Genomic DNA, 20,939 nt, shown 5'->3' with positions numbered 1-20,939 from the left:
CTCTGCTTCTGCGGTCGCGACCCGGCCCACGATACCGTGCGGACAAGCCATTGCCCTGCCCGCGAAGGGTGTTTCTGACCGCTGGTGTGGGTCGATGTGGAACCATGGGTGGCGATGTCCGAACCAACCAGCGTTCTCGCCACCCCACTCCAGGTCACCGACCCACCCAAGGTCGGCGACTTCTGGCTTGACGCGCGCCTGACCGCGAGCCCCGCCGGTGTGGCCTATCTCGGCCACGGACGCGACAACGCTCCCGTGATGCTGGTGCTGCTCAGCGATGGCGCCGCGACGGACGCCAATGCGCGCCACCGCCTCGCTGGCGAGGTCAACAAGATGCACGTCGACACCGTCGTCGCCCGCGGCGGCCAAGGGCAGGATGACGGCCGCATGGGCGACCGCTACCGCAGCGAGGACGACGACCCGGTCGGCCCGGACGAGGCGCCGATGGCCCCCTGGGTCGCGCTGGCGTGGGACGGCTCCCGCGCCGCGGTGGCCGAGGCCGACCGTTTGCTGGCGCAGATCGACCTGTCCACCACCGCCCAGCTGGGTTCAGTCAAGGGTCCCGAGTACAAGCTGCACTGGCTCGACAACACCGAGCCCGGCGTCACGCGCCTGTGGCCGTTGCCCTGGCCGGGCCGTCACGACCGCGCTGGCTGGGTGACGATGGCGGTCAGTTGGCTCCTGATGATCGCCTTGTCGGCGCTGGCCCTGCTGATCGCGGTGCTGCTCTTCCAGAACCAGCCGCCCCAGCCGCCGCCCCCGCCGCTGCCCACGACTCCCCCGCCGTCGAGCTCGCAGTCGCAGAGCCCGCCGCCATCGTCGTCCCCGTCCTCGGGTTCGCCGTCCTCGGGCTCACCCAGCTCCGGTTCGCCGTCGTCCGGGTCGCCGAGTTCCGGTTCCCCTTCGTCTGGTTCACCCTCCTCGGGTTCGCCATCGTCAGGTTCGGCTTCGGCGTCGCCGTCGAGCGCATCCCCGTCGCCCGATGACGGACGAAACCCCTCCGACAGCCCGTCGATGGAGTCCCCGAGCCCCGGCGGCACCGCAACTGGCGAGGGTGGGCCGACGCCCAACAAGAAGCTGTGATGCGACCCGCGCTGGTCGCGACCGACCTGGACGGCACCTTCCTCGGGGCGGACGGCAGGCCCAGCGAGGAGAACGTTCGAGCCGCCCTGCGCTGCCACGAGCTGGGGATCCCCTTCGTGGTCGCGACCGGACGTCCGGCGCGCTGGCTCGACTGCCTCGACCCGATCCGCGAGGCAGAACCCTTCGTGCTCATCAGCAATGGTGCGGTCGTCTTCGACCTGACCCACAGGCATGTTGTGGAAAGCTTCCCGATCGAGGCGGACGTGGCCTTGGAGGCCACCCAGTTGATCCGCGAGGCCGTCCCCAGCGCGCACGTCTGCGTGGAATGGGGTCTGGGCTGGGGGCACGAGGAGGGGTACCCGAGCGAGGGCCGAATCGAGGACGCTGGCGTGGTCGCTCCCGTCCACGAGCTCGTCCGCCGGGCACCGGTGGTCAAGTTGATCGCCGTCAGCGACGACCACACCTCCGAGGAACTCGGGATGGCGGTCGCCCCGGCGCTCGGGGACCTGCTCACGTGCACCTGGTCGTTCAATGGGCCCTTTGGGCTGCTGGAGATCAGCGCGCGCGGGGTGACCAAGGCGCACACGCTGGCACTGTTGTGTGCCCAACTCGGCATCGATCCGGCGCATGCAGCGGCCTTCGGCGACATGCCCAATGACCTGGCGATGCTTGAGCTGGTCGGCATGCCCTATGTCATGGCTGACTGCCACCAGAGCCTCGCCAACGCCGGGTATCCCTCCGCGGGACGCCACGACGAGTCCGGCGTGGGACGAACCATCGCGTCATTGCTGGACAAGAACTGAAGACCCGTCCCTTCACTTCGTCACATCAGGCCGGTGAGCACGCTGGTGGCAAGCACCGCCGTGGCGGCCATCGCGAAGCACAGCTCGAGCAGCATGCCCGTCCCGATCGCCTTGACCGCGACCACGCTGGTGCGGGCAGCCTCACCGGCATCTCGGACGCGGTAGAGCTCGGCGCAGAACAGGCCGGCGACGAAACCGATCGGCAGGCCGAGAGCCGGAAGGATGAAGGCGCCGACCAGGCCGCACACGATGCCGACGATGACTGGCCACTGCGGGATCTCGCGACGTCCGAGGTCGCGACGGGTGCGCAGGGCGGACGACGCCATCCCGATCGTCAGCAGCACCACGGCTGCTGCGAAGGCGTACCAACCCCACGAGGAGTTGCCCCACAGTGCCCACAGCAGGGCGCCCAGGCCCACGGTGAGGCTGCCTGGCAGGGCGGGGACGACGATCCCGCACAGGCCGACGAGGGCGAGCGCGGCGACGAGGATGGCGATCAGGGTGGGGGTCACGCGTTGAGGTTAGCGTGGGCTCGCAGTGCGAGGTCGACGATGTCCGCCACCGCTGGTTCGTTGGCAACCCGGTCGATGGGCAGCCAGGCCGCGTGGTCGGTGGAACCACCAACCTCGAGGGTGCCGAGCGAGCCCCCGGTCACCTGGGCCTCGAAGATGACCCGGACCGCCTTCCACGGACGGCCATCCGGTCCCTCGCCCGTGAAGGTGGACGTGGTCAAGGGTCGTCCGACCGCAACGAGGTAGCCGGACTCCTCGTGCACCTCCCGGGCCACGCCCATGGGAAGGTCCTCGTCGTAGTCGATCCCGCCCCCGGGAAGGCTCCAGCACGGCGTCCCGCTGCCGCCCATGCCGTTGTACCAGCTGAGCAGCACCTGCCCGTCGCGGACGATCAGCGCGTAGCCCGCCAAGCGGGTCGAGTACTCGGTGAAGTGCAGCGGTTCCGTGCTCACCACTCAGGCCTGACCGGCGGGCGGGGCGATGGACGTGTCCCCCTCCTCGGTCTGGTCGGCCTCGTGCATCGCGTGGCCACCCAGCCGTTGCAGGGTGACCGAGACCTGTTCGTAGACCTCGTCGGGCACCGCGATGCTGGGGCCGGCGGGGTCCACGTGCACCTGGACGCCCTGGTCGGCCAGCTCCATCGCTGCCTCGCGGGCATCGTCGACGTCACGGAAGATGAAGACCACCTCGTTGCTCATGACTCGACCCTAACCCCGCTCCCCTCGTCCGGACCCCAGTCGTCCGTCCCTCCGCCTGTCCGCGATGATGGGGCCATGGGCGCACGGGTCGAGTCATTGGGATGGAGCCCGGTGAAGGGCACCACCTGGCACCAGGAACACTCGCTGGATCTCACCATCGACGGTGTTCCGGGCGACCGGCTCTGGTCGCCGATCACCCCCGACCTGACCTGCGTGAAGGCGACCGATGTGCCCCAACTGGCCGGCGTGCGCGTCGAGGTGGAGAACCTGCCATCCGAGGGCCAGGCCCTCTTCGATGGCGCCGAGCAGACGATCCGTTACTACGACCGCACCTTCCCCGGCCTGGTCTTCGACGGTGCAGTGGCTCAGAGATTGTCCGAGGCAGCCGGACGCCAGCTGCTGCTGGCACGCACGTCCGCGTCTCGTGGATTCATCTGGTCGTCCCCGGTCAGCGTCCTGCTGCGCTCCGAACTGGACGGCCTGCCCACCGACACCGGGCGCTACCGACCCAACGTCGTCATCGACGACCGCGACGCTCCCCTGCTGTTGGCACCGGGCGAACTGGTGCTGGTCGGCGAGGCGGTGCTCCAGGTCGAGCGGGAACTGGATCGCTGTCTGGTGATCAACCATGACCCCCTGACCGGACGCAAGGACGCCAACCTGCTCAAGCATCTCCGCACGGGCGCGCTGCTCGGCTTTGGCTGCCGCGTCGTGAGTCCGGGCAGGATCAGCGTCAGTGATGACTGCGCGCGGGTGGTGGGGCGTGCGGGGCTCGAACCCGCGACCCAGGGATTATGAGTCCCCTGCTCTGACCGGCTGAGCTAACGCCCCGGCGGTGGTCCACCCTAGCGGTCCTGCGACCCGCCGCGACCAACGCCTCGCCGTGGTCAGACGCGCGTTGGGTTCAGGTAGGTCCACGGATCGACGGCGGACGAGTAGCGCGCCCCCGCCGGGCGCACCTCGAGGTGCAGGTGCGGGCCGTCCTCGGTCTCGACGCCGCTCATGCCGGAGTAGCCGAGCAGTTGACCTGCCTTGACCCACTGCTTGTCCCGCACGACCAGCTTGGACATGTGGCCCAGTGCGTAGTCCTTGGTGCCGCTGCGCACGAGCATCCGGTTGCTGCCGTAGGCCGTCCCCATCGTCGCCGGACGGACGAGGACCTTGCCGGAACGACGGCTGTAGATGGGCGTCCCGACCGGCATGTCGATGTCGATGCCGTGGTGCACGTGGGACGCGTACCACGGCGCACTCGTCCATCCATAGGACAGCATCACCGCGTGCTTCCCCTTGTACCACTTGGACGTGAAGCAACCGTAGTTGGCGGCGGTGGAGACATAGAAGCGCCGGTTGCCGTTCCACGTCCTGGCTGACAGGGAGCACTTCGCGGGGTCGTAGTGGGCGCCGTAACTGGTGTGCACCATCGCAGCCGCCGCGGGGCGAGACGCCGTGACCGCTGGCGCGAGCGCTGCGGATAGGGCCACCACCGCGACGAGGGTGGCGCGAGGCTGGGACATTGCTTGCTCCTTACGGCTGGAGGGTCGTGCGGTGTTCCAACGCTGACAGCGCGCCCCGCGTGCGGCAATAGGCCGCAAGTGCCGTTGCCACGAGGGGTTGCAAGCCGAAAGGAGAGAATTTTCGTCAGCGCGTCGCTTCGGCCAGCGCCTGCAGGAAGGCGGCGACCCCCTCGGGGCCCTCGCACAGCACGTCCGCATGTTCGGCGACCTGCGGCTGCTCGGGGCTGCCGGAGACGACGCACACGCCGCCCGGCAGTTCATGGAGCAACTCGAAGGCGGGGATGTCGCCCAGGTCGTCCCCGCACATCACCACGATCCGCGGCTGTTCGGCCTCGACCACCGAGCGCAGGGCATCGCCCTTGCTGGTGGACGCCGACCGCAGCTCCAGCACCATTCGTCCCGGTTCGATCGGGAGCGCGTGCCGTTCGGCGATCTCGGTCACCGGTCCGGTGAGCCAGTCGAGGGCCGCGGCAGGGTCTGCCGCACGACGGGTGTGGACGCCGACCGCGCGCCCCTTGTCCTCCAAACTGGTGCCGGCCACGACGGCAGGCAAGTCATCGCGTGACAAGAGTCCCTCCAGCTCGGCGATCGCCTCCCGCACCGCGAGCGGTTCCGGTGGGACGTCTAGGGTGCCGGTGGCAGCGTCCCAGCGTTCCTGCCCGTACTGGCCCAGGACGAGGACGCGCTCGAGGCCGGCTTGTCCGTCAAGTCGTCCGAGTTCCCGGACCGCCGCGACGGGACGTCCGGTGACGATCGCGACCCGCCCGAGCCGCGGGCCAAGTTCCGAGAGCGCGGCCCGGCTCTCGTCCAGCATTCGGGAGGTGGTGGGCTCGGCGACGATGGGAGCCAGCGTGCCGTCGAAGTCGCAGGCCAGCAGGGTTCCGGTCGGGTCGGCGACGATGGCGGCGATCGCTGCCTGACCAGCCGGGGTCACCGCCCGAAAGGGTGCGTTGGCGCTCGTGGAGGTGGTCACGAATCCCACTCTGCCACGGCAGGTGGCTAGGTTGGAGGGGCAGGAAGTCCCCAACGGCGCGTGGTGGCGCCAGCAAGGAGTGGTCGTGAACACGAGCCCAGCAGGTGCAGTCGCAGCAGAACAGGTGACTGCCGACTTCGTCGTCGTGGCGAACCGCCTACCGGTTGACCGGGTGGTGGCCGAGGACGGGCGCCAGAGCTGGCGAACCTCCCCGGGCGGGCTCGTGACGGCGCTCGAACCGGTGATGAAGAGCCAAGGCGGCGCGTGGGTCGGCTGGCACGGCGCACCGGACGAGGAGATTGACGGCTTCGAGTTCGACGGCTACCAGGTCGTCCCCGTGCCGCTCAGCGCCAAGGATGTCGAGGACTTCTACGAGGGCTTCTCCAATGCGACGCTGTGGCCGCTCTACCACGACGGCGTCGCCTTCCCCGAGTATCACCGCGAGTGGTGGGACAGCTACCGCGACGTGAACCGCCGCTTCGCCGAGGCCGCCGCCGATGTTGCGGCCGAGGGCGCGCGCGTGTGGGTGCAGGACTACCAGCTCCAGCTGGTGCCCAGCATGCTGCGCAAGCTGCGACCCGACCTGCGGATCGGTTTCTTCCTGCACATCCCCTTCCCGCCGGCCGAATTGTTCAAGCAGATACCGTGGCGTCGCCAGATCGTCGAGGGCCTGCTCGGCGCCGACATCGTCGGCTTCCAGACCCCGGACGCGTCGGTGAACTTCGTCCGGCTGGCTCGCAGCCTGACCCGCTTCCCCACGAACCGGGAGCGCATCTCCCTGCCCGATGGACGGACGAGCATCGCCCGCTCCTACCCCATCTCGATCGACTCGGTCGGCTTCCGAGAGCTGGCCCAGACCCCGGAGGTGATCGCCGAGGCCGAGCAGCTGTTGGCCGATCTCGGCAACCCGAAGAAGGTCTTCCTGGGCATCGACCGGCTCGACTACACCAAGGGCCTGCGAGAGCGGGTAAAGGCCTTCGGGGAGCTGTTCACCTCCGGGGAGTTGGACCCCGAGGAATGCGTCTACCTGCAGGTCGCCACCCCCTCGCGAGAGCGGGTCGAGGAGTACAAGAAGCTGCGTGACGACATCGACCTGATGGTCGGGCGGATCAACTCCCAGACCGGACGGATCGGCAACCCGCCGATCGTCTACCGGCACGAGGGTTTCCCGCGCACCACGATGGCGGCGATGTACCGGATCGCGGACGTCATGGTCGTCACCCCGCTGCGGGATGGCATGAACCTGGTCGCGAAGGAGTTCGTCGCTGCCCACCCCGGTGACGACGCCGCCTTGGTGTTGAGCGAGTTCGCGGGCGCCGCGCTGGAACTGAAGCGCGCGTATTTGGTCAACCCTTACGACACCAATGCCCTCAAGGCGACACTGGTGAAGGCGGCGAACGACCCCAAGGACAAGCGCGCCCGCAGGATGCGCGCGATGCGCAAGCAGGTGATGACCCATCACATCGACCGCTGGGCCCAGAACTTCCTGGGCGACCTCGACAGCGTCAAGCCGCCCGAGCCCAGCGAAACTGACGCTGAGGCGACCGAGCGCCCAAACCCCTCCAGAGGAGACGAGATGACCGACGAGAACATCCGCACCGAGAGCTTCTACGTGGACGACCCCACCCACCTGCAGGCCGAGCTGGTGGCCCTGCAGAACCAGTACCCGGGCTGGACCGGTTCGGTGCAGCAACAGCTGGACGAGCCTGACGGTCGCGTCCGCGTCGTGGTCCGCTACACGCGCACCGGCGGGTCCGAGGAGCTGAACCCCCTCAACCGCGTCTGAGCGCTGATCCTGCTGGGATTGGGTGACCTGTGCTCTCGCCCACTAGATCGAGCGGGAGTTCCCGGACGTCCGTCGGCTGAACGCTCCCGACAGGTCATCAACGCACCCGGTGCACGGGTGGCGTTGGTCAGCCAACGGGCGCGTTGGCGTCGGGCTGGGTCAGCGGGAGACCTGGACGGACGCATGGTCACCGTCGCGGACGAAGGTCCAGCGGACGTTTGCACCGACGGCATCGAGCAGCGCCCGGTCGTGGCTGACCAGCAGGATCGTCCCACCGAAGGCCGCCAGCGCTGATTGGAGCTGCTCGATCGCCTCGACGTCGGCATGGTTGGTTGGCTCGTCCAGCACCAGGACGTTGACCGCGCGTCCCTGGAGCACCGCCAGCGCGGCCCGCGTCCGCTCCCCCAGGCTCAGCGAGTCGCAGGGACGCAGGACGTGCTCGGCACCCAACCCGAACTTCGCCAGCAGGGTGCGCACCTCGGCGCGATCAGCCTCGCCCAGTGCGTCGGCCACCACCTCACACAAGGGGTCGGGCCCGGCGATGATGGACCGGTCCTGGTCGAGCACCCCGACGTGGGTCCGGGAGCCCCAGGAGATCCGTCCGGACAACGGCGACGAGGTCAGCAGCGCCCGCAACAGCGTCGTCTTGCCCGAGCCATTCGGCCCCAGCAACGCCACCCGGTCGCCCCGGGCGACGTGCGTCGAGACCGGACCGACGGCGAAGCCACCCGCCCGGGCGACCACCTCGTCCAGCGTCAGCGCGACGTCCGCGGATGGCTGCGCCTCATTGATGGTGTAGCGGAGCTGCCACTGCTTGCGGAGCGCATCCGGGGCCTCCAGCCGGTCGACCGCTGCCCGCACCCGCGCGGCCTTCTGGTCAGCCTTGCCCGCCTTGTCCTCAATCATCTTCTTCAGCCCGCGGCCACCGGCATTGTTGGCCAGCTTGTCCTTAACCCCCGCACGACCGGCCTCGGCCCACTCGTTCTGCCGCTGCGCCCGTTCGACCAGCGCCTGTCGCTGCTTGTCGTAGGCCTCCTCGGCCTCCTGGGACTGCCGGATCGCCAACTCCTTGGCCGCCCGGTAGTCCGACCAGCCACCCGCGTAGTGGACGACCTTCTGCTGCGCCAGGTCCAGCTCGCAGACCCGGTTCGCCACCTCGTCGAGGGAGCGCCGGTCGTGGGAGGCGAGCAGCACCGGCGCGTCCGTGCTCTTCACGAAGTCGACCAGCAACGCCAACCCGTCCACGTCCAGGTTGTTCGTCGGCTCGTCCAGCAGCAGGACGTCGTACTGGCTGACCAGCACCGATGCCAGCGAGACACGCGCCGCCTGCCCGCCCGACAGACTGCCCAACGGGCGGTCGAGATGGACGTCCAGCCCCAGCGCCGACAGCGTGGTCGCCAACCGGACGTCCAGGTCGGCACCGCCCAGCGCGAGCCAGCGGTCGAGAGCGCGCGAGAACTCCACGTCGGCTCCGGGACACCCGTCAGCCAACGCGACCGACGCTCGTTCGTAGCGCTCGTGGGCGGCAGTGACCGACGTCCGGCGGCCGGCGTAGGCCAGCACGGTCTCGTCCGGACGCGGTGGTGACTGGGGCATCCAGCCGATCGTCGCATCGGGTGGGCTGGTCGCGATCGTCCCCGCCTCGATGGGGTGTGCGCCGGCGATCATCCGCAGCAGCGTGGACTTGCCGGCGCCATTGGGCCCGACGAGGGCGACCACGTCACCGGCGCCGACGACGAGGTCGAGCCCGGCGAACAGCGGGCGCGCGCCGAAGGACGCGGCGACGCCGGACAGGTGGAGGGATGTGGACATGGGTGGACCTCGATCGCTGGTGATGGGCATCGCGACAGGTCAGGTCCACATGCCGACGAGTGTGTCGGTCACGGCAAGCCGCAGTCAACCGGGTTTCTGCCGAAAGACACACGGAGCGCGGACGGGAGGCAATCTCCCGTCCGCGCCCCGTGGTGCGTCGTGCTCGTGGTGTTGGTGCGCTCAGGCAGTGCGGACGCGCACTGTGTCGGGCTGGACCTCCAGCGGACGACCGTCGTCGTCCAGGAGCTCCACCGAGCCCTCGGGGTTCTGCATCAGACGGACGCAGGCCCAGACCAGGCCGCCCCAGATGACGGCGATGGCCAGGACCATCATGATGATTGCGGACGTGCTCATCGCTGGACCTCCCGGAGGTCGATGGTGGTGCGGGCGTGGGTGTCGGCGACCGAGCCGGTGACGATGTTCTGCTGGGCGCGCATGTCGTCCAGGCGGTGGCGGTCGACGATCGGGTCGAGGACGGGGCCGGGGATCGGGTCGCCGTCGGAGTCGAGTGAACCCAGGTTGGAGCGCGTCGACCAGGGCAGCATGGACAGCAGGAAGGCGAGCACGATGCATCCGATCGTGACGCCGAAGCCCCAGATCCACACGAAACTCTTCGGCATGCCACCGTAGCCCTCGGTCAGGCGGGTCTGGATCTCGCCGAGCAGTGTGTAGCCCAGCACGACCGGGGCGACCGCACCGACCAGCAACTGCCAGCCGCGACCGACCTTGAAGGAGCCGGACTTGTTGAGGTGGCGACGCAGCGTTGGCAGGGCGGTGAAGCCTGCGGTCAGGGTCAGCGCACACACCAGCGAGGCACCGACGATGCCGAAGTTGTTCACGAAGGCGTCGGTGACGTCGAGCAGGTTCAGGCCGGTGGTGGTCGGGAACAGCAGCATCGAGATGAGCGCCAGCGGGATGCCGACCATCATGGTGGAGGCGACGCGGCCGGTGCCGAACTTGTCCTCGAAGGCGGCGATGATGACCTCGATGATGGAGATCATCGAGGTGAAACCGGCGAACACCAGGGATCCGAAGAACAGGACGCCGATCAGAGTGCCCATCGGGGCCTGGTTGATGATGGTCGGGAATGCGATGAAGGCCAGGCCGATGCCGGATGAGGCGACCTCGCTGACGGGTTTGCCGGCGTTCTGGGCCATGAAGCCCAGCGCCGCAAACACGCCGATGCCGCACAACAGCTCGAAGGAGCTGTTGGCGAAGCCCACGACCAGGCCGGAGCCGGTCATGTCGGCGTTCTTCTTCACGTAGGAGGCGTAGGTGACCATGATGCCGAAGCCCACCGACAGCGAGAAGAAGATCTGACCGAAGGCAGCGACCCACACGCCCGAGTTGGTCAGGGCCGACCAGTCGGGGGTGAACAGCGCGTCCAGGCCGTTCATCGCGCCCGGCAGCGTCAAGGAGACGACGACCAAGGTCAGGAACATGACGACCAGCAGCGGGATGAAGACGATCGAGGTGCCGGCGATGCCCTTCTGGACGCCGAGCGCCAGCGCGCCGATGCAGGCCACCCAGACGGCGACCAGCGGGACGACGATGCCGGGTACGAAGTGGAAGGCGACGTGCGCCTGCTCGGCCGGGATCGATTGCACGAAGGTGGTCATGAAGAAGGTGCCCGGGTCATCCCCCCACGCCTTCGAGAAGGAGTAGAAGAAGTACCGGATCGCCCACGCCAGCACCACCGCGTAGTACACGGCGATGACGCAGGAGATGAGCACGTGCCACCAGCCGATCGGCTCGGTGAGGCGGTGCAGGCGTCGCAGTGAAAGCGGCGACGACCCACGCCAGCGGTGACCGATGGCGTAGTCGAGGAAGAGCAGCGGGATGCCGGCGCACAGCAGCGCGATGACGTACGGCAGCATGAAGGCACCGCCGCCGTTGGAGTAGGCGACGTAGGGAAAGCGCCAGATGTTGCCGAGGCCGACCGCGGATCCGATGGCGGCCATGATGAACGCCATGCGACCGCTGAATGCTCCTCGGTTCGCGGCGGACGGCTCGGTTCCGGCCGCGGGTGGAGTGGTGCTCATGGAAAATCCCTTCAAGGCGTTGGGACGAACGGCGACATGCTATGACATCCGTCCACATCGTGGAATCCATGATCAGAGTTCGGTCTGGAATCCGATCAGCCGGTCGATCTCGCGGCGGTCCTTCTTCGTCGGACGTCCGGCGCCGCGGTCGCGTCGGGCGAGGGGTCCGGCGAGCAGGTACTCAGGCTTCGGCGGGGACTGATCGATGTAGCAGGTGCGCGCCACGGGCGGCCCGACGCGTTTGGCGATCACCTGGGTCACCTCGTACTTGCGCTCCCAGCCCGGTTCACGGACGGTCACGACATCACCGGGGACGATGACGTGCGCCGGCTTGACCGGGGATCCGTTGAGCCGTACGTGTCCACCGACGACCGCCTTGTTGGCCGCCGAGCGAGTCTTGAACAGCCGCACGGCCCACAGCCACGCGTCCAGTCGGGTGCTCATCACTCGACCCTACCCACGTCATGGGGCGCGCGGTCTGGCGAGTCCAACTCGACCAGCAACCCGCGCAGTTCGTAGCCGGCCACCAGTTCGTCCCAACCCAGCGTCGGTTCGGTGACCAGACGCGGTGCACGGGCCATCAGTTCGGTGAGCAGGATCTCGGCCTCGAGCAGGGCCAGAGGTTCACCGGGACACTTGTGGGCCCCGTCCCCGAAGGCCAGTCCGGTGGGTCGGACGCCGGACGGCATCGTCCGCGCCGGGCAGAGCCGCAGCGGGTCGTCGTCCAGGTCGGCATTGGTGGCGCGCACCTGGACGTCCACCAGTTCACCGGCGCCGATGACGTGCAGGGTCTGGCCGTCGGTGACGACGATCTGCTGGGTGGTGCGGCGGTAGAGGTGGCCCACGACGGGTTCCAGCCGGATCACCTCCTGCAGGATCGCCCGTCGCTCGTCCCTGCCGCCCGCGCGGTACCTGTCGGCCAAGTCGGGCGTGGTGAGCAGGTGCCAGGCGGCCATCGCGATGAATTCGCGGGTGGTCACCATGCCGGCCGTGCCGTAGGTGAGCGCCTCGATCAGGATCTCGGTGCCGGACCAGCCCTGGCCAACCAGGTGACTGATCACGTCGTCCTGGGGGTGGCGGCGCCGTTCCCGAACGGCTGGGCGGACGTCGGCGGCCCAGAAGGTCGCCAGCGGCCACAGTGCTCGGCGCGCGGCCTGCGCCCACTGGGAGCGCGTGCGCCCCAGATCCCGTCGCGAGAGGTCGAAGGGTGGCTGGTCGAAGAAGGAGACCAGCCGATGCGCCATCGCCCGCACCTGACGCTCCCGCTCGTCGGCCGTGCCGTGGCGGGTGGTATGGGTCAGGCCGACGATCTCGGCGGTGACGTCGACGGTGAAGTTGAGCGCCAGGTCATCCAGACTGAAGGGTCGGGCGCCGGTCTCGTCCAGCCACCGACGGGCTGCGCCCCGGATCTGGTCGCCGTAGCGCTCCTCGATCACGGCGGGGGCGAAGAAGCGGGCCACCTCGCTGCGCTGTTGGTCGTGCACTGCTCCATCGCTGATCAGGATCGGACGGTGCTCGAGCCGTCCCTTGGGGATGTACTCGGCGGTGAACCCCGCCTGGGTGGTCTGGTGACGCGCGCGCAGCACCTGGCGGGCGGCATCCAGGGAACGGATCCGCCACAGTCCACCCTCACGGGCGACGCGGGGTTCGATGGTCTCGTCCTCCCGAGTGGCGCGTCGGTCACCCTGGGCGGGGCAGCTCATCGTCGCTGCCCCAGTGTTGGCATCCATCCTCGGGCGGTGGCGGTGACCAGGGCGAGTCGTCCGCGCGGTGTCATCAGCGCCCATTGGCGTCCCAGCGCCGCGAGCAGGTCTGGCTGGGATGAGTGCGGGTCGAGCACGGCGCGCTGGGCCCGCTGCGGCAGGCGTCCGTAGGCGTCGAAGAGGTCGACGGTCCCCCGCCCGTCCAACTGGAGCAGGGCCTCCAAGGCAATCCTGCGCCAAGGTCGGGGGACGTCGGGCAAAGATCCGGTGGCCAGCAGGGAGCGGGCAGCGTCGTCGACTGCCGCGAGGGACGCGAAGACGCTGTATCCGGTGATCGGGTTCACCTCGGCGCCCGCGGCCCCAAACCGGTTCGGCACCTCCGCCGGGGGTGGAAGCATCGGGATGTGGACCCTTTCCACCTCTGCCCCGCGCCAGTGGCGGGCATCGACGCCGGCCCGGCTCAGCCGCACGCCCAAGCGGTGCGCGAGTTCCGTCCGCTCGATCGGCGGTCGTCCGGCCAGGCAGGTCTCCTCGGCGAGCACCCGTCCGTCCGGCAGCGGGATGACATAACAAAAGCTGGGACGCCGACCGCCCCAGCCCGATGTTCCGTCAAACGGACGCCAGTCCATCAGCACCGCATCGGCCTCGCCCTCGCCCTCCCCCAACAGCGTCCGTCCGACATCAGCGGGCAGCTTCAGGCCGTGGGCGGTCTGGATCGGGACACCAGAGGCTGCCCCGCGCAGGTTGCCCCGGCAGTCGACGACGACGCGGGCATCGAGGGTCCTCGCCTGCTCTGCGCTCAGGTGTTCGGCGCGGACGGTGGCCCCACCCAGCCCTAGCCGTGTCTGCAGCGCCTCGTTGTCCAGCACCACATAGGTTCCCGGCAATCGGTGCCGGCTGCGGGCGATCAGGTCGGTGCGGTCGCTGGACGCCCCGATCACCTCGGTACCCAACCAGCCCGGGATCTGCTCCCGCCAGCCGCCATAGGTCGGCCGCCACGGACGCTGCGGGCTGGGGTCGATCGCGAGCACCGACGCCCCTGCCGCGACCAGCCGGTGGGCCAGCGCCCGTCCGGCCGGGCCCAGCCCCAGCACCGCCACGTCGTGGGTCACGGCACCTCGCTCCCAGCGGGTTCAGCGACCACCCACGGCGCAGGCGTCGGGACGCGCACGGCACCCCCGAGCGCGGTGGCGGCCTTGCGCCAGGTGGGCAGCCGCAGCCGGCCATCGAAGACGTCGTAGTCGTTGCGCTCGATCAGGTCCAGGATCTGCGAGTAGAGCCGGTGCGCCGTCCCGACGCACCGCCGTGACGGTCCGGGCAGGTACTGCAGCCCGGTCCAGGCCGTCCGGTAGAGCTCCCGGTTGCGGGCCACCTGGAAGGCCATCATCGAGCGCCAGGCGTCGTCCACCTCGCGCCGGGACGGGTCGGCACCGAAGCGGCGCAGGTCCTCCTGCGGCAGGTAGACCCGGCCACGGTCGAGGTCCTCGTCCACATCGCGCAGGAAGTTCGTGAGCTGGAAGGCAAAGCCCAGCGCCCTGGCCGGTTCCCGGGCGGCGTCGGAGGTGGGCTGCAGCACGGGCAACATCATCTCGCCGATGACCGCGGCGGAACCCTCCATGTAGGAGCACAGGTCGTCCCAGGTCTCGTAGCGCTCAGTGTCGAGGTCCATCGACATCGCGTCGAAGAAGCGGTCGAAGCATTCCATCTCGATCCCGCTGTTCCGCACGCTCGTCCCCACCGCCGCGAGCACCGGCTCTGCGGACGCGGGGTCGGCGACCGCGGTGACGAAGCGCTCCCGGAAGTCGGAAAGCGCTGCCCGGGTCGCCGGGACGCGTTCGACGTCGCTGGTGGCCGAAGGGGCGTCGACGATGTCGTCGGCGAGCCGACACAGGGCATAGACGGCGAAGACGTGGCGCCGCTGCGCCTTGGGCAGGAGCGCGGCTCCCCAGAAGTAGGTGGTGCCGTGCTGCCAGGTGAGGCGGGCGCATTCGGCGTAGCCCTCGCGCAGCCGCCGCTCGGGGGTGGTGGTGAGGTTGGTCGTGGTCATCGCGGCCCCAACCAGTCGTGGACGCGTTCCGCGGCGAGCTTGCCGCTGATCAGCACCATCGGCACCCCGACGCCCGGCACGGTGGACGAGCCGGCGAAGAAGAGCCCGGGCACGCGCTTCTCCCGGTTGGACGGACGGAAGGGTCCGGTCTGACGGAACAGGTGGGCCAGCCCGAACGGCGTCCCGGCGGCCATCCCCAGCTCCTGCCATTCCATCGGGGTGACGAGTCGTTCGGTGACGATGTCGGTCGGGTAGCCCTCGCGGACGAGGAAGTCGAACAGCCGGGCACGCATCGGTTCGCGTTCCCGGCCCCAGTCGACCGTCCCGTCCAGGTTCGGCACCGGTTCGAGGACGTAGAGGGTGTGCGCACCATCGGCCGCGAGCTGCGGCTCCCCCAGCGACGAGATGGTGACCAGCCGCGCGGGGTCGCTCATCAACCGTCCGGCCGCCAGGTCGTCGAAACAGCCGTCCCAGGCCTGGCCGAAATGAATGTTGTGGTGCGCGACGCCCTCGGGCAGGTCGCCGCGGACACCGAGGTGCCAGACCACGGCGGACGGTGAGTAGACGGGCCTGCGCAGCACCTTGGGCAGCGGGAGGTCGGGCAGGAACTGGCGGTAGGCGGTGGGCAGGTCGAGGGTGCACACGACCGCGTCGGCAGCAACCGGTCCGTCGGTGGTCTGCACGCCGGCGATCGCACCGTCGGCGCGACGCAGCAGTTCGGTGACGGTGGTGTGGTAGCGGATCGTCGCCTGCCGGGAGACGACGTCGGCCATCCCCTGCGGGATGGCGCCCATCCCTCCCTCGGGCAGGAAGACGCCATGCATGGTGTCCATGTAGGTGATCACGGAGTAGACGCCGAGCGCCTCGACCGGGGAGAGCCCGGCGTAGAGCGCCTGGAAGGACAGCATCCGGCGCAACCGCTCGTCCGAGACGCGGGAGTTGACGATTTTCTCCAGCCGTCCGAAGGCGCCCATCCGCAACAGCTTCACCGCGGCGACGGGATGCCTTGCGAGGTCGAGGGGTGAGTCGAAGTTGGCGTCGATGAAGTTGGGCATCTCCAGCTCGTAGAGCTCGCGCAGGAAGACGGCCATCTCGCGGATCGCGGTGGCATCGTCCTCCCCCGCCAACCGGGCGACCTCGGCGGCCGTGCCTTCGACGGAGTCACGGACCAGCAACTGGGAACCGTCGGCGAACAGGCCGCGGTAGGCGGGGTCGAGGCGACGCATCGGCACCGCCTCGACCTGCGAGGAGCCAGCGGCGCGCAGAGGCGCGTCCAGCAGCTCGGGCATGGTCATCACGGTGGGTCCGAGGTCGAAGGTGAAACCGTCCTGTTCGACGCGCAACCCGCGCCCGCCGGGCCCGGACTCTCGTTCCAGGACGACGACCTGGTGCCCCTGCCCGATCAGGTGGCAGGCAGCAGACAGGCCGGACAGCCCGGCCCCGATGACGACGACGGTGCTCATGACTGCCTCCAGGCGAGACGGTGGGCGATATCGGTGAGGCCGGTCACTGCCTCGGCGGACACGATGTTCGAGTCGAGCGCGGTGCAGGCCTGCTCCACCTCGCGGGTGATCAGGTCTTCGACGGCCTCACGGACCCCGCATCCGGCCATCTCGTCGCGCAGTCTGGTCTCCTCGTCCGGGCTGAGGGATCCGGCGCAGGCGAGAAGTTGCTGTCCGTCGGTCGTGAGCCGGTCATGGGCCAGGGCGAGAAGGACGGTCGCCTTGCCGGCGGCGAGGTCGTCGTGGTCGGACTTGCCGGTGTGCTCAGGGTCGCCCCACATGCCGAGCAGGTCGTCGCGCAGCCCGAAGGCCTCTCCGGCGTGGTGGGCGTAGCGGCTCAGGGAGTCGAGCAGTTCCGGCGAAGCGTCGCCGAGCATCGCGCCCATCCGCAGTGGACCCGACACTGTGTAGGAGCCTGACTTCATTCTTGCGACTTCCAGAGCATGTTCTTGGTCGCGGCGTCCGAGCGCTGCGCCGGTGAGGTCGCGGCGCTGGCCGAGCACCAGCTCGACCATCATCTGCCGCCAGGCGGTGCGCACTTGAGCTGGCAACTCGGCCACCAACAGGGTCGCCTCGGAGTGCACCAGGTCGCCGACCAGCACCGCGATCGAGTCGCCGAAGGCCACCGGGTCGCCCTGGGCGTTGGCCGCGATGTGCGCCTCCCGGGCGATGGCGTGACTGGTGAATTGACCGCGCCGCAGTTCGGAGCGGTCCATCACGTCGTCGTGGACCAGCGCAAACAGGTGCAGGAGTTCAAAAGCGGCGCCCAGGTCGACCACCTGCTCGCGTGCCGACTCGGGGGCGCCGGCCGCGACCCAGCCCCAGTGGACCATCTCGGGACGAATGCGCTTGCCACCCCCGGACGCATGGCGGATCAGCCACGGCAGGTCACGGTCCCCGAGCACGTCGGCGTGGCGGCCGGCGAGGCCGTCCCACATCTGGGTGAGCTCGCCCAGCGCACGCTCCACGCGCTCGTCCACGGCGCGCAGGGTGTCGCCGGGAAGCACCCCCTCGTGCAGTGGGCTCATCTGCACTGGCGTCACCACGGCTGACTCCCCAGCTGTGGCACCTGCAGGACGGCCCAGGGGCTGAGCAGGAAGGGTGCAGTGCGGACGAGGCGTTGGACGTCGGACCATTCCACCCAGTCGTGCTCGGCGACCTCGTCCGGGTTGAGGTCCAGGGCATCCGGGTCGATGTCGCCCACCATCACCGGGCAGAGCTCGTGCTCGACGATGCCGGAGGCATCCACGGCGCGGTAGCGGAAGTCGGGCAGCACGACCCGTAGGTTCGTCGGGGTGGCGCCGATCTCCTGGGGGACGCGACGCAACGCCGCCTCGACGGGGGTCTCGCCGGGCAACAGGTGGCCGCAGGCGGAGTTCGTCCACACGCCGGGCCAGGTCTTCTTGTGGACGGCGCGGCGAGTCAGCAGCACCTTCCCGTCCGGTCGGCGCAGGTGGGTGGAGAAGGCGCGGTGCAGCGGGGTTTCGGCAGTGTGCACCTCCAGCCGTTGGGCGGTGCCGGCGTCGTTCCCTTCTTCGTCCACCAGGACGACGACGTCATCGGCGCGCGAAGTGCTGCCGCGCAGCTGGTCGAGCAGAGCCTGCAGGCTGCGGTGCTGCTGCTCGGTGAGGCGGTCCGCGCCGGCGCCTTGGACGATCGGCCAGCCCGCCAGCAACAGCTCGATGCCGGCGTCGGTGAGGACGACCTGGGTGGGACGTCCCCGCCCCCGCTCGCCAAGCCGGGTGACCAGGCCGCGTTCCTCGGCGGAATCGAGGACACCGGCCAGGTGCTGCGGCGACAGCGCGCAGCGGCGGGCCAGCTCGGCCGGGATCTCACCAGGGTGCGCGAACACCTGCCCCAGGACGAGGTACAGCGTGTCGGTCAGCTGGAGCCGGGACAGCTCGGGCGCGATCTCCTGGCCGAGTTGGTGGGAGGCATGGACCATCGCGCAGAAACTGGACGAACGGATCAGGTCGTCCGGGTCGAGGTCAGCCAGACCGAATCGTGCCAGGTCGGCTGCCTCGGGGGTGGTGGGGCACATGGCGGCGACAGTATCAACTTCTTGATAGATCGGCGGCCTTCTTCGCCAATGGACGAATCGCGCGCCGTGCAAGGCTGACTCCGGCCAACCTCGGGCGCGTCGGAGCTGTCCAGACCGGGGAGCCTGCCACCCCCCAGCCGCCCAGCAGTTCGTTGGCCGCCAGCACACCGGTGGTGGCCGCGCGCTCCATCAGTGCCACTGGGTAGTCACACCGAATACCGTCACCCGCCAGCACCACCCGCTGCGATGGGGTCGTGACGCCGGGACGCTCGGCCCACGGTGAGGTGCCGACCAGCGGGCAGTCTTCGCGGACCAACCACTGCTCCCCCACCACCGGTGCGTCCGCCAGCTCAGGATGCAACACGTCCTGGTGCGCCGAGAGTTCCGCCCGTAGCGCGTCGTGGTTCGCGGCCTGGTCGATTGCATAGGCGTGCAACTCCACGACGGCGCCGTCGTGCGCGTCGGCCCATTCGCGGGCGGAGCGCTCCATCTGGTGCACCATCGAGACATTGTCCAGCGGCCCGTAGCCGCTGGTGCCCAGGAAGTCGGGCGATCGGTTCGCCGGGCGACGCTCGTACCACCGGCGCCACACGGCAAAGGGCGGGCTGGTGCGCAGGCCGGCGATGCTGTCACGCCACTGTTCGTCCCCCAGCGATGGGTTGGCGGCAATGATCTTCTTCAGCGGCGCGAGGTCGGTTGCCAGCACGACGGCATCGGCGCGCAGCTCCGCTGCATCGGTGCTCACGCGCACCTGGTCGTCGTCCTCATGGACGGCCTGCACTCGAGTTCCGAGCTGGAACTCGACTCCCAAGCGTCGCAGGCGATCGGCCAGCGGGTTCCACAAGGCGGTGGTGAAGTCGTCCGCGGCGACGTCGAACAAAAGTCCCTCGGCGGAACCGACGAAGTAGGTGTGGAACATCGCCACCAACTCGCCGCCGGAGAACTCGCGCGGGTCGGCGAAGAAGCTGCGCGCGAAGACCTCCAGGGCGAGGTGGCGGGCCGCGTCCGGAAAGCGCAGTCGGTCCAGCACCTCGGCGGCCGAGACCCCGTCGAACTCCTCGAAGGTGTCGGGGAAGCGCACATCCAAAAGCCCCATCGCCGCGTCCAGGTCGACCCTGCCCAGTGCGGTCACCGGGAAGCTCGGGGAGGTCGCGACAAAGCCGACCAGGTTGAACGGCGGGGTACGAGGGATTCGGGCGAAGGAGTCGCGGGGCCCGTCCTTGAGGACGAGCGGGTAGTCGTCCACCGGCCTCAGGCATGACAGCGTCGGGTCGGCGCGGCGCAGCAGGGCACGCAGTTGGTAGTACTGGCGGAAGAAGGCGTGGAAGCCCCGGCTCATCGTGGTGCGGTCGCCGTTGGCGAGGTCGACGGCCCAGGACGATGCGCGCCCGCCAAGCTGTGGTTGGGCCTCGACGACGGTGACGCGCACTCCGCGTTCGGCCAGTTCGGTCGCAGCCGACAAGCCGGCGATGCCGCCCCCGACGACGACCACGCGCTGCCCGGACGCGCGACCCGCACCTCTGGGGCCGGGGTGGCACTCCGCGCGACGGTCGCGTCCGGGTCGCCAACCGACGGATGAGGGCTTCGGCCCCGTGAGCTTCGCTGCCATGACCGGAACCCTAGCGGGCGCGGGCAAGGAGTAGGCCATGGCAGGCTGTTCCCGCACCGTGGCACTGGCCAGAACAACAGGAGGTTCGATGGAAGCCCAGCAGGGACTGTTTGCGGGTTTTGACAAGGCGGCAGCCCGCTACGACCTGATGGTGGCGATGAACCCCGGTTACCGGCGGCACCTGCGGGCGGCGGCAGAACAGGTTCTGACCACTGTCGAGCCGACCGGCCGGGGCGGCGCCGAGCCGGTGCTGCTCGACCTGGGCTGCGGGTCGGGGTTGTCGACCCGCGAGCTGCTCAAGGCAGCCCGACGCCGGGGCCTGGCGCCTCGGATCATCGGTGTGGACGCCTCTCCCGGCATGCTCGAGCGGGCGCGCGCGAAGGACTGGCCGGCCGGGGTGGAGTTCGTCCACGGCTTTGGCGAGCGCCTGGGCGAGCTCGGACTGCCTGCCGCCGATGGTGCGTTGGCCTGTTACCTGCTGCGCAATGTGCCCGACCTGCCCGCGACGCTGTCCGGAATCCACGCCGCGCTCAAGCCAGGGGCGCGGCTGGTGGCAGAGGACTTCTCCGTCCGCGACGATCCGGGCGCTGCGCGCCGCTGGCGAATGGTGAACCGGGCGATCATCGAGCCCTTGGCAAGGGTCGTGGGCGGTGAGGTGGCGCTGTATCGCTACCTGCACTCCTCGGTGGACGAGTTCATCGGCATCGAGGAGCTGGCAGGTGAGTTCGAGCGGGCCGGGTTCGGGGAGGTCAGTTCGCGAACGGTGGACGGCTGGCAGCGCGGCATCCTGCACCTGGTGCGTGGGACGGCCTGA

Annotated in this window: 20 protein-coding genes, 1 tRNA gene and 1 pseudogene; 5 read left to right on the top strand and 17 right to left on the bottom strand. The window is 69.4% G+C overall.

Translation table 11 applies throughout. From position 1 onward, the window contains the following. Nucleotides 1-114: 114 nt before the first annotated feature. Together ABD089_RS03285 and ABD089_RS03280 are read left to right on the top strand one after the other, a co-directional pair. Nucleotides 115-1,083 (top strand): hypothetical protein, encoded by a 969-nt coding sequence (locus tag ABD089_RS03285; protein WP_343884774.1) that lies wholly within the window; start codon nucleotides 115-117, stop codon nucleotides 1,081-1,083. Beyond that, the gene (locus ABD089_RS03280; protein ID WP_343884773.1) at nucleotides 1,083-1,886 is read left to right on the top strand and encodes an HAD hydrolase family protein; all 804 of its coding nucleotides are present in this window, start codon (nucleotides 1,083-1,085) and stop codon (nucleotides 1,884-1,886) included. Before ABD089_RS03285 ends, ABD089_RS03280 begins: the two co-directional genes overlap by 1 nt. A 20-nt stretch (nucleotides 1,887-1,906) precedes the next feature. On the opposite strand, the gene ABD089_RS03275 is transcribed toward ABD089_RS03280, so the two are convergent. Genes ABD089_RS03275 through ABD089_RS03265 form a run of 3 tightly spaced genes read right to left on the bottom strand, consistent with a single transcriptional unit; the run spans nucleotide 1,907 to nucleotide 3,096 of the window. Further along, nucleotides 1,907-2,398, bottom strand: coding sequence for a DUF456 domain-containing protein (locus tag ABD089_RS03275; protein WP_343884772.1), 492 nt, complete (start codon nucleotides 2,396-2,398; stop codon nucleotides 1,907-1,909). Beyond that, entirely contained in the window at nucleotides 2,395-2,850 is a 456-nt protein-coding gene (locus ABD089_RS03270) for an NUDIX hydrolase (RefSeq protein ID WP_343884770.1), read from the bottom strand. The genes ABD089_RS03275 and ABD089_RS03270 overlap by 4 nt, the downstream gene beginning before the upstream one ends. A gap of 3 nt (nucleotides 2,851-2,853) precedes the next feature. Beyond that, nucleotides 2,854-3,096: a hypothetical protein gene (locus ABD089_RS03265; protein WP_343884769.1), complete on the bottom strand. Its 243-nt coding sequence runs from the start codon at nucleotides 3,094-3,096 to the stop codon at nucleotides 2,854-2,856. 75 nt (nucleotides 3,097-3,171) lie between these two features. Between ABD089_RS03265 and ABD089_RS13790 the strand changes: the two genes are divergently transcribed. Continuing rightward, complete coding sequence (locus ABD089_RS13790; protein WP_386769464.1) at nucleotides 3,172-3,894, top strand: MOSC domain-containing protein; 723 nt, start codon at nucleotides 3,172-3,174, stop codon at nucleotides 3,892-3,894. Here the strand turns inward: ABD089_RS13790 and ABD089_RS03260 are convergent. The 3 genes from ABD089_RS03260 to otsB form a co-directional block, all read right to left on the bottom strand. Beyond that, nucleotides 3,851-3,927: transfer RNA gene (locus tag ABD089_RS03260), tRNA-Ile, on the bottom strand. The genes ABD089_RS13790 and ABD089_RS03260 overlap by 44 nt on opposite strands. A gap of 56 nt (nucleotides 3,928-3,983) precedes the next feature. After that, nucleotides 3,984-4,610, bottom strand: a complete 627-nt coding sequence (locus tag ABD089_RS03255) for a M23 family metallopeptidase (protein ID WP_343884768.1) — start codon at nucleotides 4,608-4,610, stop codon at nucleotides 3,984-3,986. Between the two features lie 124 nt (nucleotides 4,611-4,734). After that, the gene (gene otsB / locus ABD089_RS03250) at nucleotides 4,735-5,583 is read right to left on the bottom strand and encodes a trehalose-phosphatase (RefSeq protein WP_343884767.1); all 849 of its coding nucleotides are present in this window, start codon (nucleotides 5,581-5,583) and stop codon (nucleotides 4,735-4,737) included. Nucleotides 5,584-5,668: 85 nt separating this feature from the next. Between otsB and ABD089_RS03245 the strand changes: the two are divergent. Further along, nucleotides 5,669-7,084 (top strand): annotated as a pseudogene (locus ABD089_RS03245) (alpha,alpha-trehalose-phosphate synthase (UDP-forming)); the annotation flags it as partial. 444 nt (nucleotides 7,085-7,528) lie between these two features. Here ABD089_RS03245 and ABD089_RS03240 read toward each other — a convergent pair. From ABD089_RS03240 to ABD089_RS03190, 11 genes are all read right to left on the bottom strand, one after another. Then, nucleotides 7,529-9,181, bottom strand: a complete 1,653-nt coding sequence (locus tag ABD089_RS03240; RefSeq protein ID WP_343884766.1) for an ABC-F family ATP-binding cassette domain-containing protein — start codon at nucleotides 9,179-9,181, stop codon at nucleotides 7,529-7,531. Between the two features lie 180 nt (nucleotides 9,182-9,361). Next, complete coding sequence (locus ABD089_RS03235) at nucleotides 9,362-9,535, bottom strand: methionine/alanine import family NSS transporter small subunit (protein WP_343884765.1); 174 nt, start codon at nucleotides 9,533-9,535, stop codon at nucleotides 9,362-9,364. Further along, nucleotides 9,532-11,223 (bottom strand): sodium-dependent transporter, encoded by a 1,692-nt coding sequence (locus tag ABD089_RS03230; protein ID WP_343884764.1) that lies wholly within the window; start codon nucleotides 11,221-11,223, stop codon nucleotides 9,532-9,534. Before ABD089_RS03230 ends, ABD089_RS03235 begins: the two co-directional genes overlap by 4 nt. 72 nt (nucleotides 11,224-11,295) lie before the next feature. Beyond that, on the bottom strand, nucleotides 11,296-11,667 hold the full coding sequence (locus tag ABD089_RS03225) for an RNA-binding S4 domain-containing protein (RefSeq protein ID WP_343884763.1): 372 nt from the start codon (nucleotides 11,665-11,667) through the stop codon (nucleotides 11,296-11,298). Next, entirely contained in the window at nucleotides 11,667-12,926 is a 1,260-nt protein-coding gene (locus ABD089_RS03220; RefSeq protein WP_343884762.1) for a cytochrome P450, read from the bottom strand. The genes ABD089_RS03225 and ABD089_RS03220 overlap by 1 nt, the downstream gene beginning before the upstream one ends. Continuing rightward, a complete protein-coding gene (locus ABD089_RS03215; RefSeq protein WP_343884761.1) occupies nucleotides 12,923-14,038 on the bottom strand; it encodes a lycopene cyclase family protein in 1,116 nt (371 codons plus the stop codon). Before ABD089_RS03215 ends, ABD089_RS03220 begins: the two co-directional genes overlap by 4 nt. Then, the gene (locus ABD089_RS03210) at nucleotides 14,035-14,973 is read right to left on the bottom strand and encodes a phytoene/squalene synthase family protein (RefSeq protein ID WP_343884760.1); all 939 of its coding nucleotides are present in this window, start codon (nucleotides 14,971-14,973) and stop codon (nucleotides 14,035-14,037) included. Before ABD089_RS03210 ends, ABD089_RS03215 begins: the two co-directional genes overlap by 4 nt. Beyond that, nucleotides 14,970-16,436 carry a phytoene desaturase family protein gene (locus ABD089_RS03205; RefSeq protein ID WP_343884759.1) on the bottom strand — a complete coding sequence of 489 codons (1,467 nt, stop codon included), beginning with the start codon at nucleotides 16,434-16,436 and terminating at the stop codon, nucleotides 14,970-14,972. Before ABD089_RS03205 ends, ABD089_RS03210 begins: the two co-directional genes overlap by 4 nt. Continuing rightward, a complete protein-coding gene (locus ABD089_RS03200; RefSeq protein WP_343884758.1) occupies nucleotides 16,433-17,503 on the bottom strand; it encodes a polyprenyl synthetase family protein in 1,071 nt (356 codons plus the stop codon). The genes ABD089_RS03205 and ABD089_RS03200 overlap by 4 nt, the downstream gene beginning before the upstream one ends. Before the next feature lie 11 nt (nucleotides 17,504-17,514). Next, on the bottom strand, nucleotides 17,515-18,516 hold the full coding sequence (gene idi / locus ABD089_RS13785; protein ID WP_386769392.1) for an isopentenyl-diphosphate Delta-isomerase: 1,002 nt from the start codon (nucleotides 18,514-18,516) through the stop codon (nucleotides 17,515-17,517). A 13-nt stretch (nucleotides 18,517-18,529) separates the two neighbouring features. Then, complete coding sequence (locus ABD089_RS03190; RefSeq protein ID WP_343884757.1) at nucleotides 18,530-20,125, bottom strand: FAD-dependent oxidoreductase; 1,596 nt, start codon at nucleotides 20,123-20,125, stop codon at nucleotides 18,530-18,532. Between the two features lie 37 nt (nucleotides 20,126-20,162). Between ABD089_RS03190 and ABD089_RS03185 the strand changes: the two genes are divergently transcribed. After that, nucleotides 20,163-20,939, top strand: coding sequence for a class I SAM-dependent methyltransferase (locus tag ABD089_RS03185; protein WP_343884756.1), 777 nt, complete (start codon nucleotides 20,163-20,165; stop codon nucleotides 20,937-20,939).

It is taken from the genome of Luteococcus sanguinis (genome assembly GCF_039527675.1).
GTDB lineage: Bacteria > Actinomycetota > Actinomycetes > Propionibacteriales > Propionibacteriaceae > Luteococcus > Luteococcus sanguinis.
The sequence above is the reverse complement of the archived record's forward strand: the minus strand, read 5'-3'. Positions and strand labels throughout refer to the sequence as shown.

Excerpts from the sequence above, each read along its gene's own strand:
- ABD089_RS03285 (WP_343884774.1), top strand. The coding sequence starts at position 115 with ATGTCCGAACCAACCAGCGTTCTCGCCACCCCACTCCAGGTCACCGAC.
- ABD089_RS03280 (WP_343884773.1), top strand. The coding sequence starts at position 1,083 with ATGCGACCCGCGCTGGTCGCGACCGACCTGGACGGCACCTTCCTCGGG.
- ABD089_RS03265 (WP_343884769.1), bottom strand. The coding sequence starts at position 3,096 with ATGAGCAACGAGGTGGTCTTCATCTTCCGTGACGTCGACGATGCCCGC.
- ABD089_RS13790 (WP_386769464.1), top strand. The coding sequence starts at position 3,172 with ATGGGCGCACGGGTCGAGTCATTGGGATGGAGCCCGGTGAAGGGCACC.
- ABD089_RS03255 (WP_343884768.1), bottom strand. The coding sequence starts at position 4,610 with ATGTCCCAGCCTCGCGCCACCCTCGTCGCGGTGGTGGCCCTATCCGCA.
- ABD089_RS03240 (WP_343884766.1), bottom strand. The coding sequence starts at position 9,181 with ATGTCCACATCCCTCCACCTGTCCGGCGTCGCCGCGTCCTTCGGCGCG.
- ABD089_RS03235 (WP_343884765.1), bottom strand. The coding sequence starts at position 9,535 with ATGAGCACGTCCGCAATCATCATGATGGTCCTGGCCATCGCCGTCATC.
- ABD089_RS03230 (WP_343884764.1), bottom strand. The coding sequence starts at position 11,223 with ATGAGCACCACTCCACCCGCGGCCGGAACCGAGCCGTCCGCCGCGAAC.
- ABD089_RS03225 (WP_343884763.1), bottom strand. The coding sequence starts at position 11,667 with ATGAGCACCCGACTGGACGCGTGGCTGTGGGCCGTGCGGCTGTTCAAG.
- ABD089_RS03220 (WP_343884762.1), bottom strand. The coding sequence starts at position 12,926 with ATGAGCTGCCCCGCCCAGGGTGACCGACGCGCCACTCGGGAGGACGAG.
- ABD089_RS03210 (WP_343884760.1), bottom strand. The coding sequence starts at position 14,973 with ATGACCACGACCAACCTCACCACCACCCCCGAGCGGCGGCTGCGCGAG.
- ABD089_RS03205 (WP_343884759.1), bottom strand. The coding sequence starts at position 16,436 with ATGAGCACCGTCGTCGTCATCGGGGCCGGGCTGTCCGGCCTGTCTGCT.
- ABD089_RS03200 (WP_343884758.1), bottom strand. The coding sequence starts at position 17,503 with ATGAGCCCACTGCACGAGGGGGTGCTTCCCGGCGACACCCTGCGCGCC.
- idi (WP_386769392.1), bottom strand. The coding sequence starts at position 18,516 with ATGTGCCCCACCACCCCCGAGGCAGCCGACCTGGCACGATTCGGTCTG.
- ABD089_RS03190 (WP_343884757.1), bottom strand. The coding sequence starts at position 20,125 with ATGGCAGCGAAGCTCACGGGGCCGAAGCCCTCATCCGTCGGTTGGCGA.
- ABD089_RS03185 (WP_343884756.1), top strand. The coding sequence starts at position 20,163 with ATGGCAGGCTGTTCCCGCACCGTGGCACTGGCCAGAACAACAGGAGGT.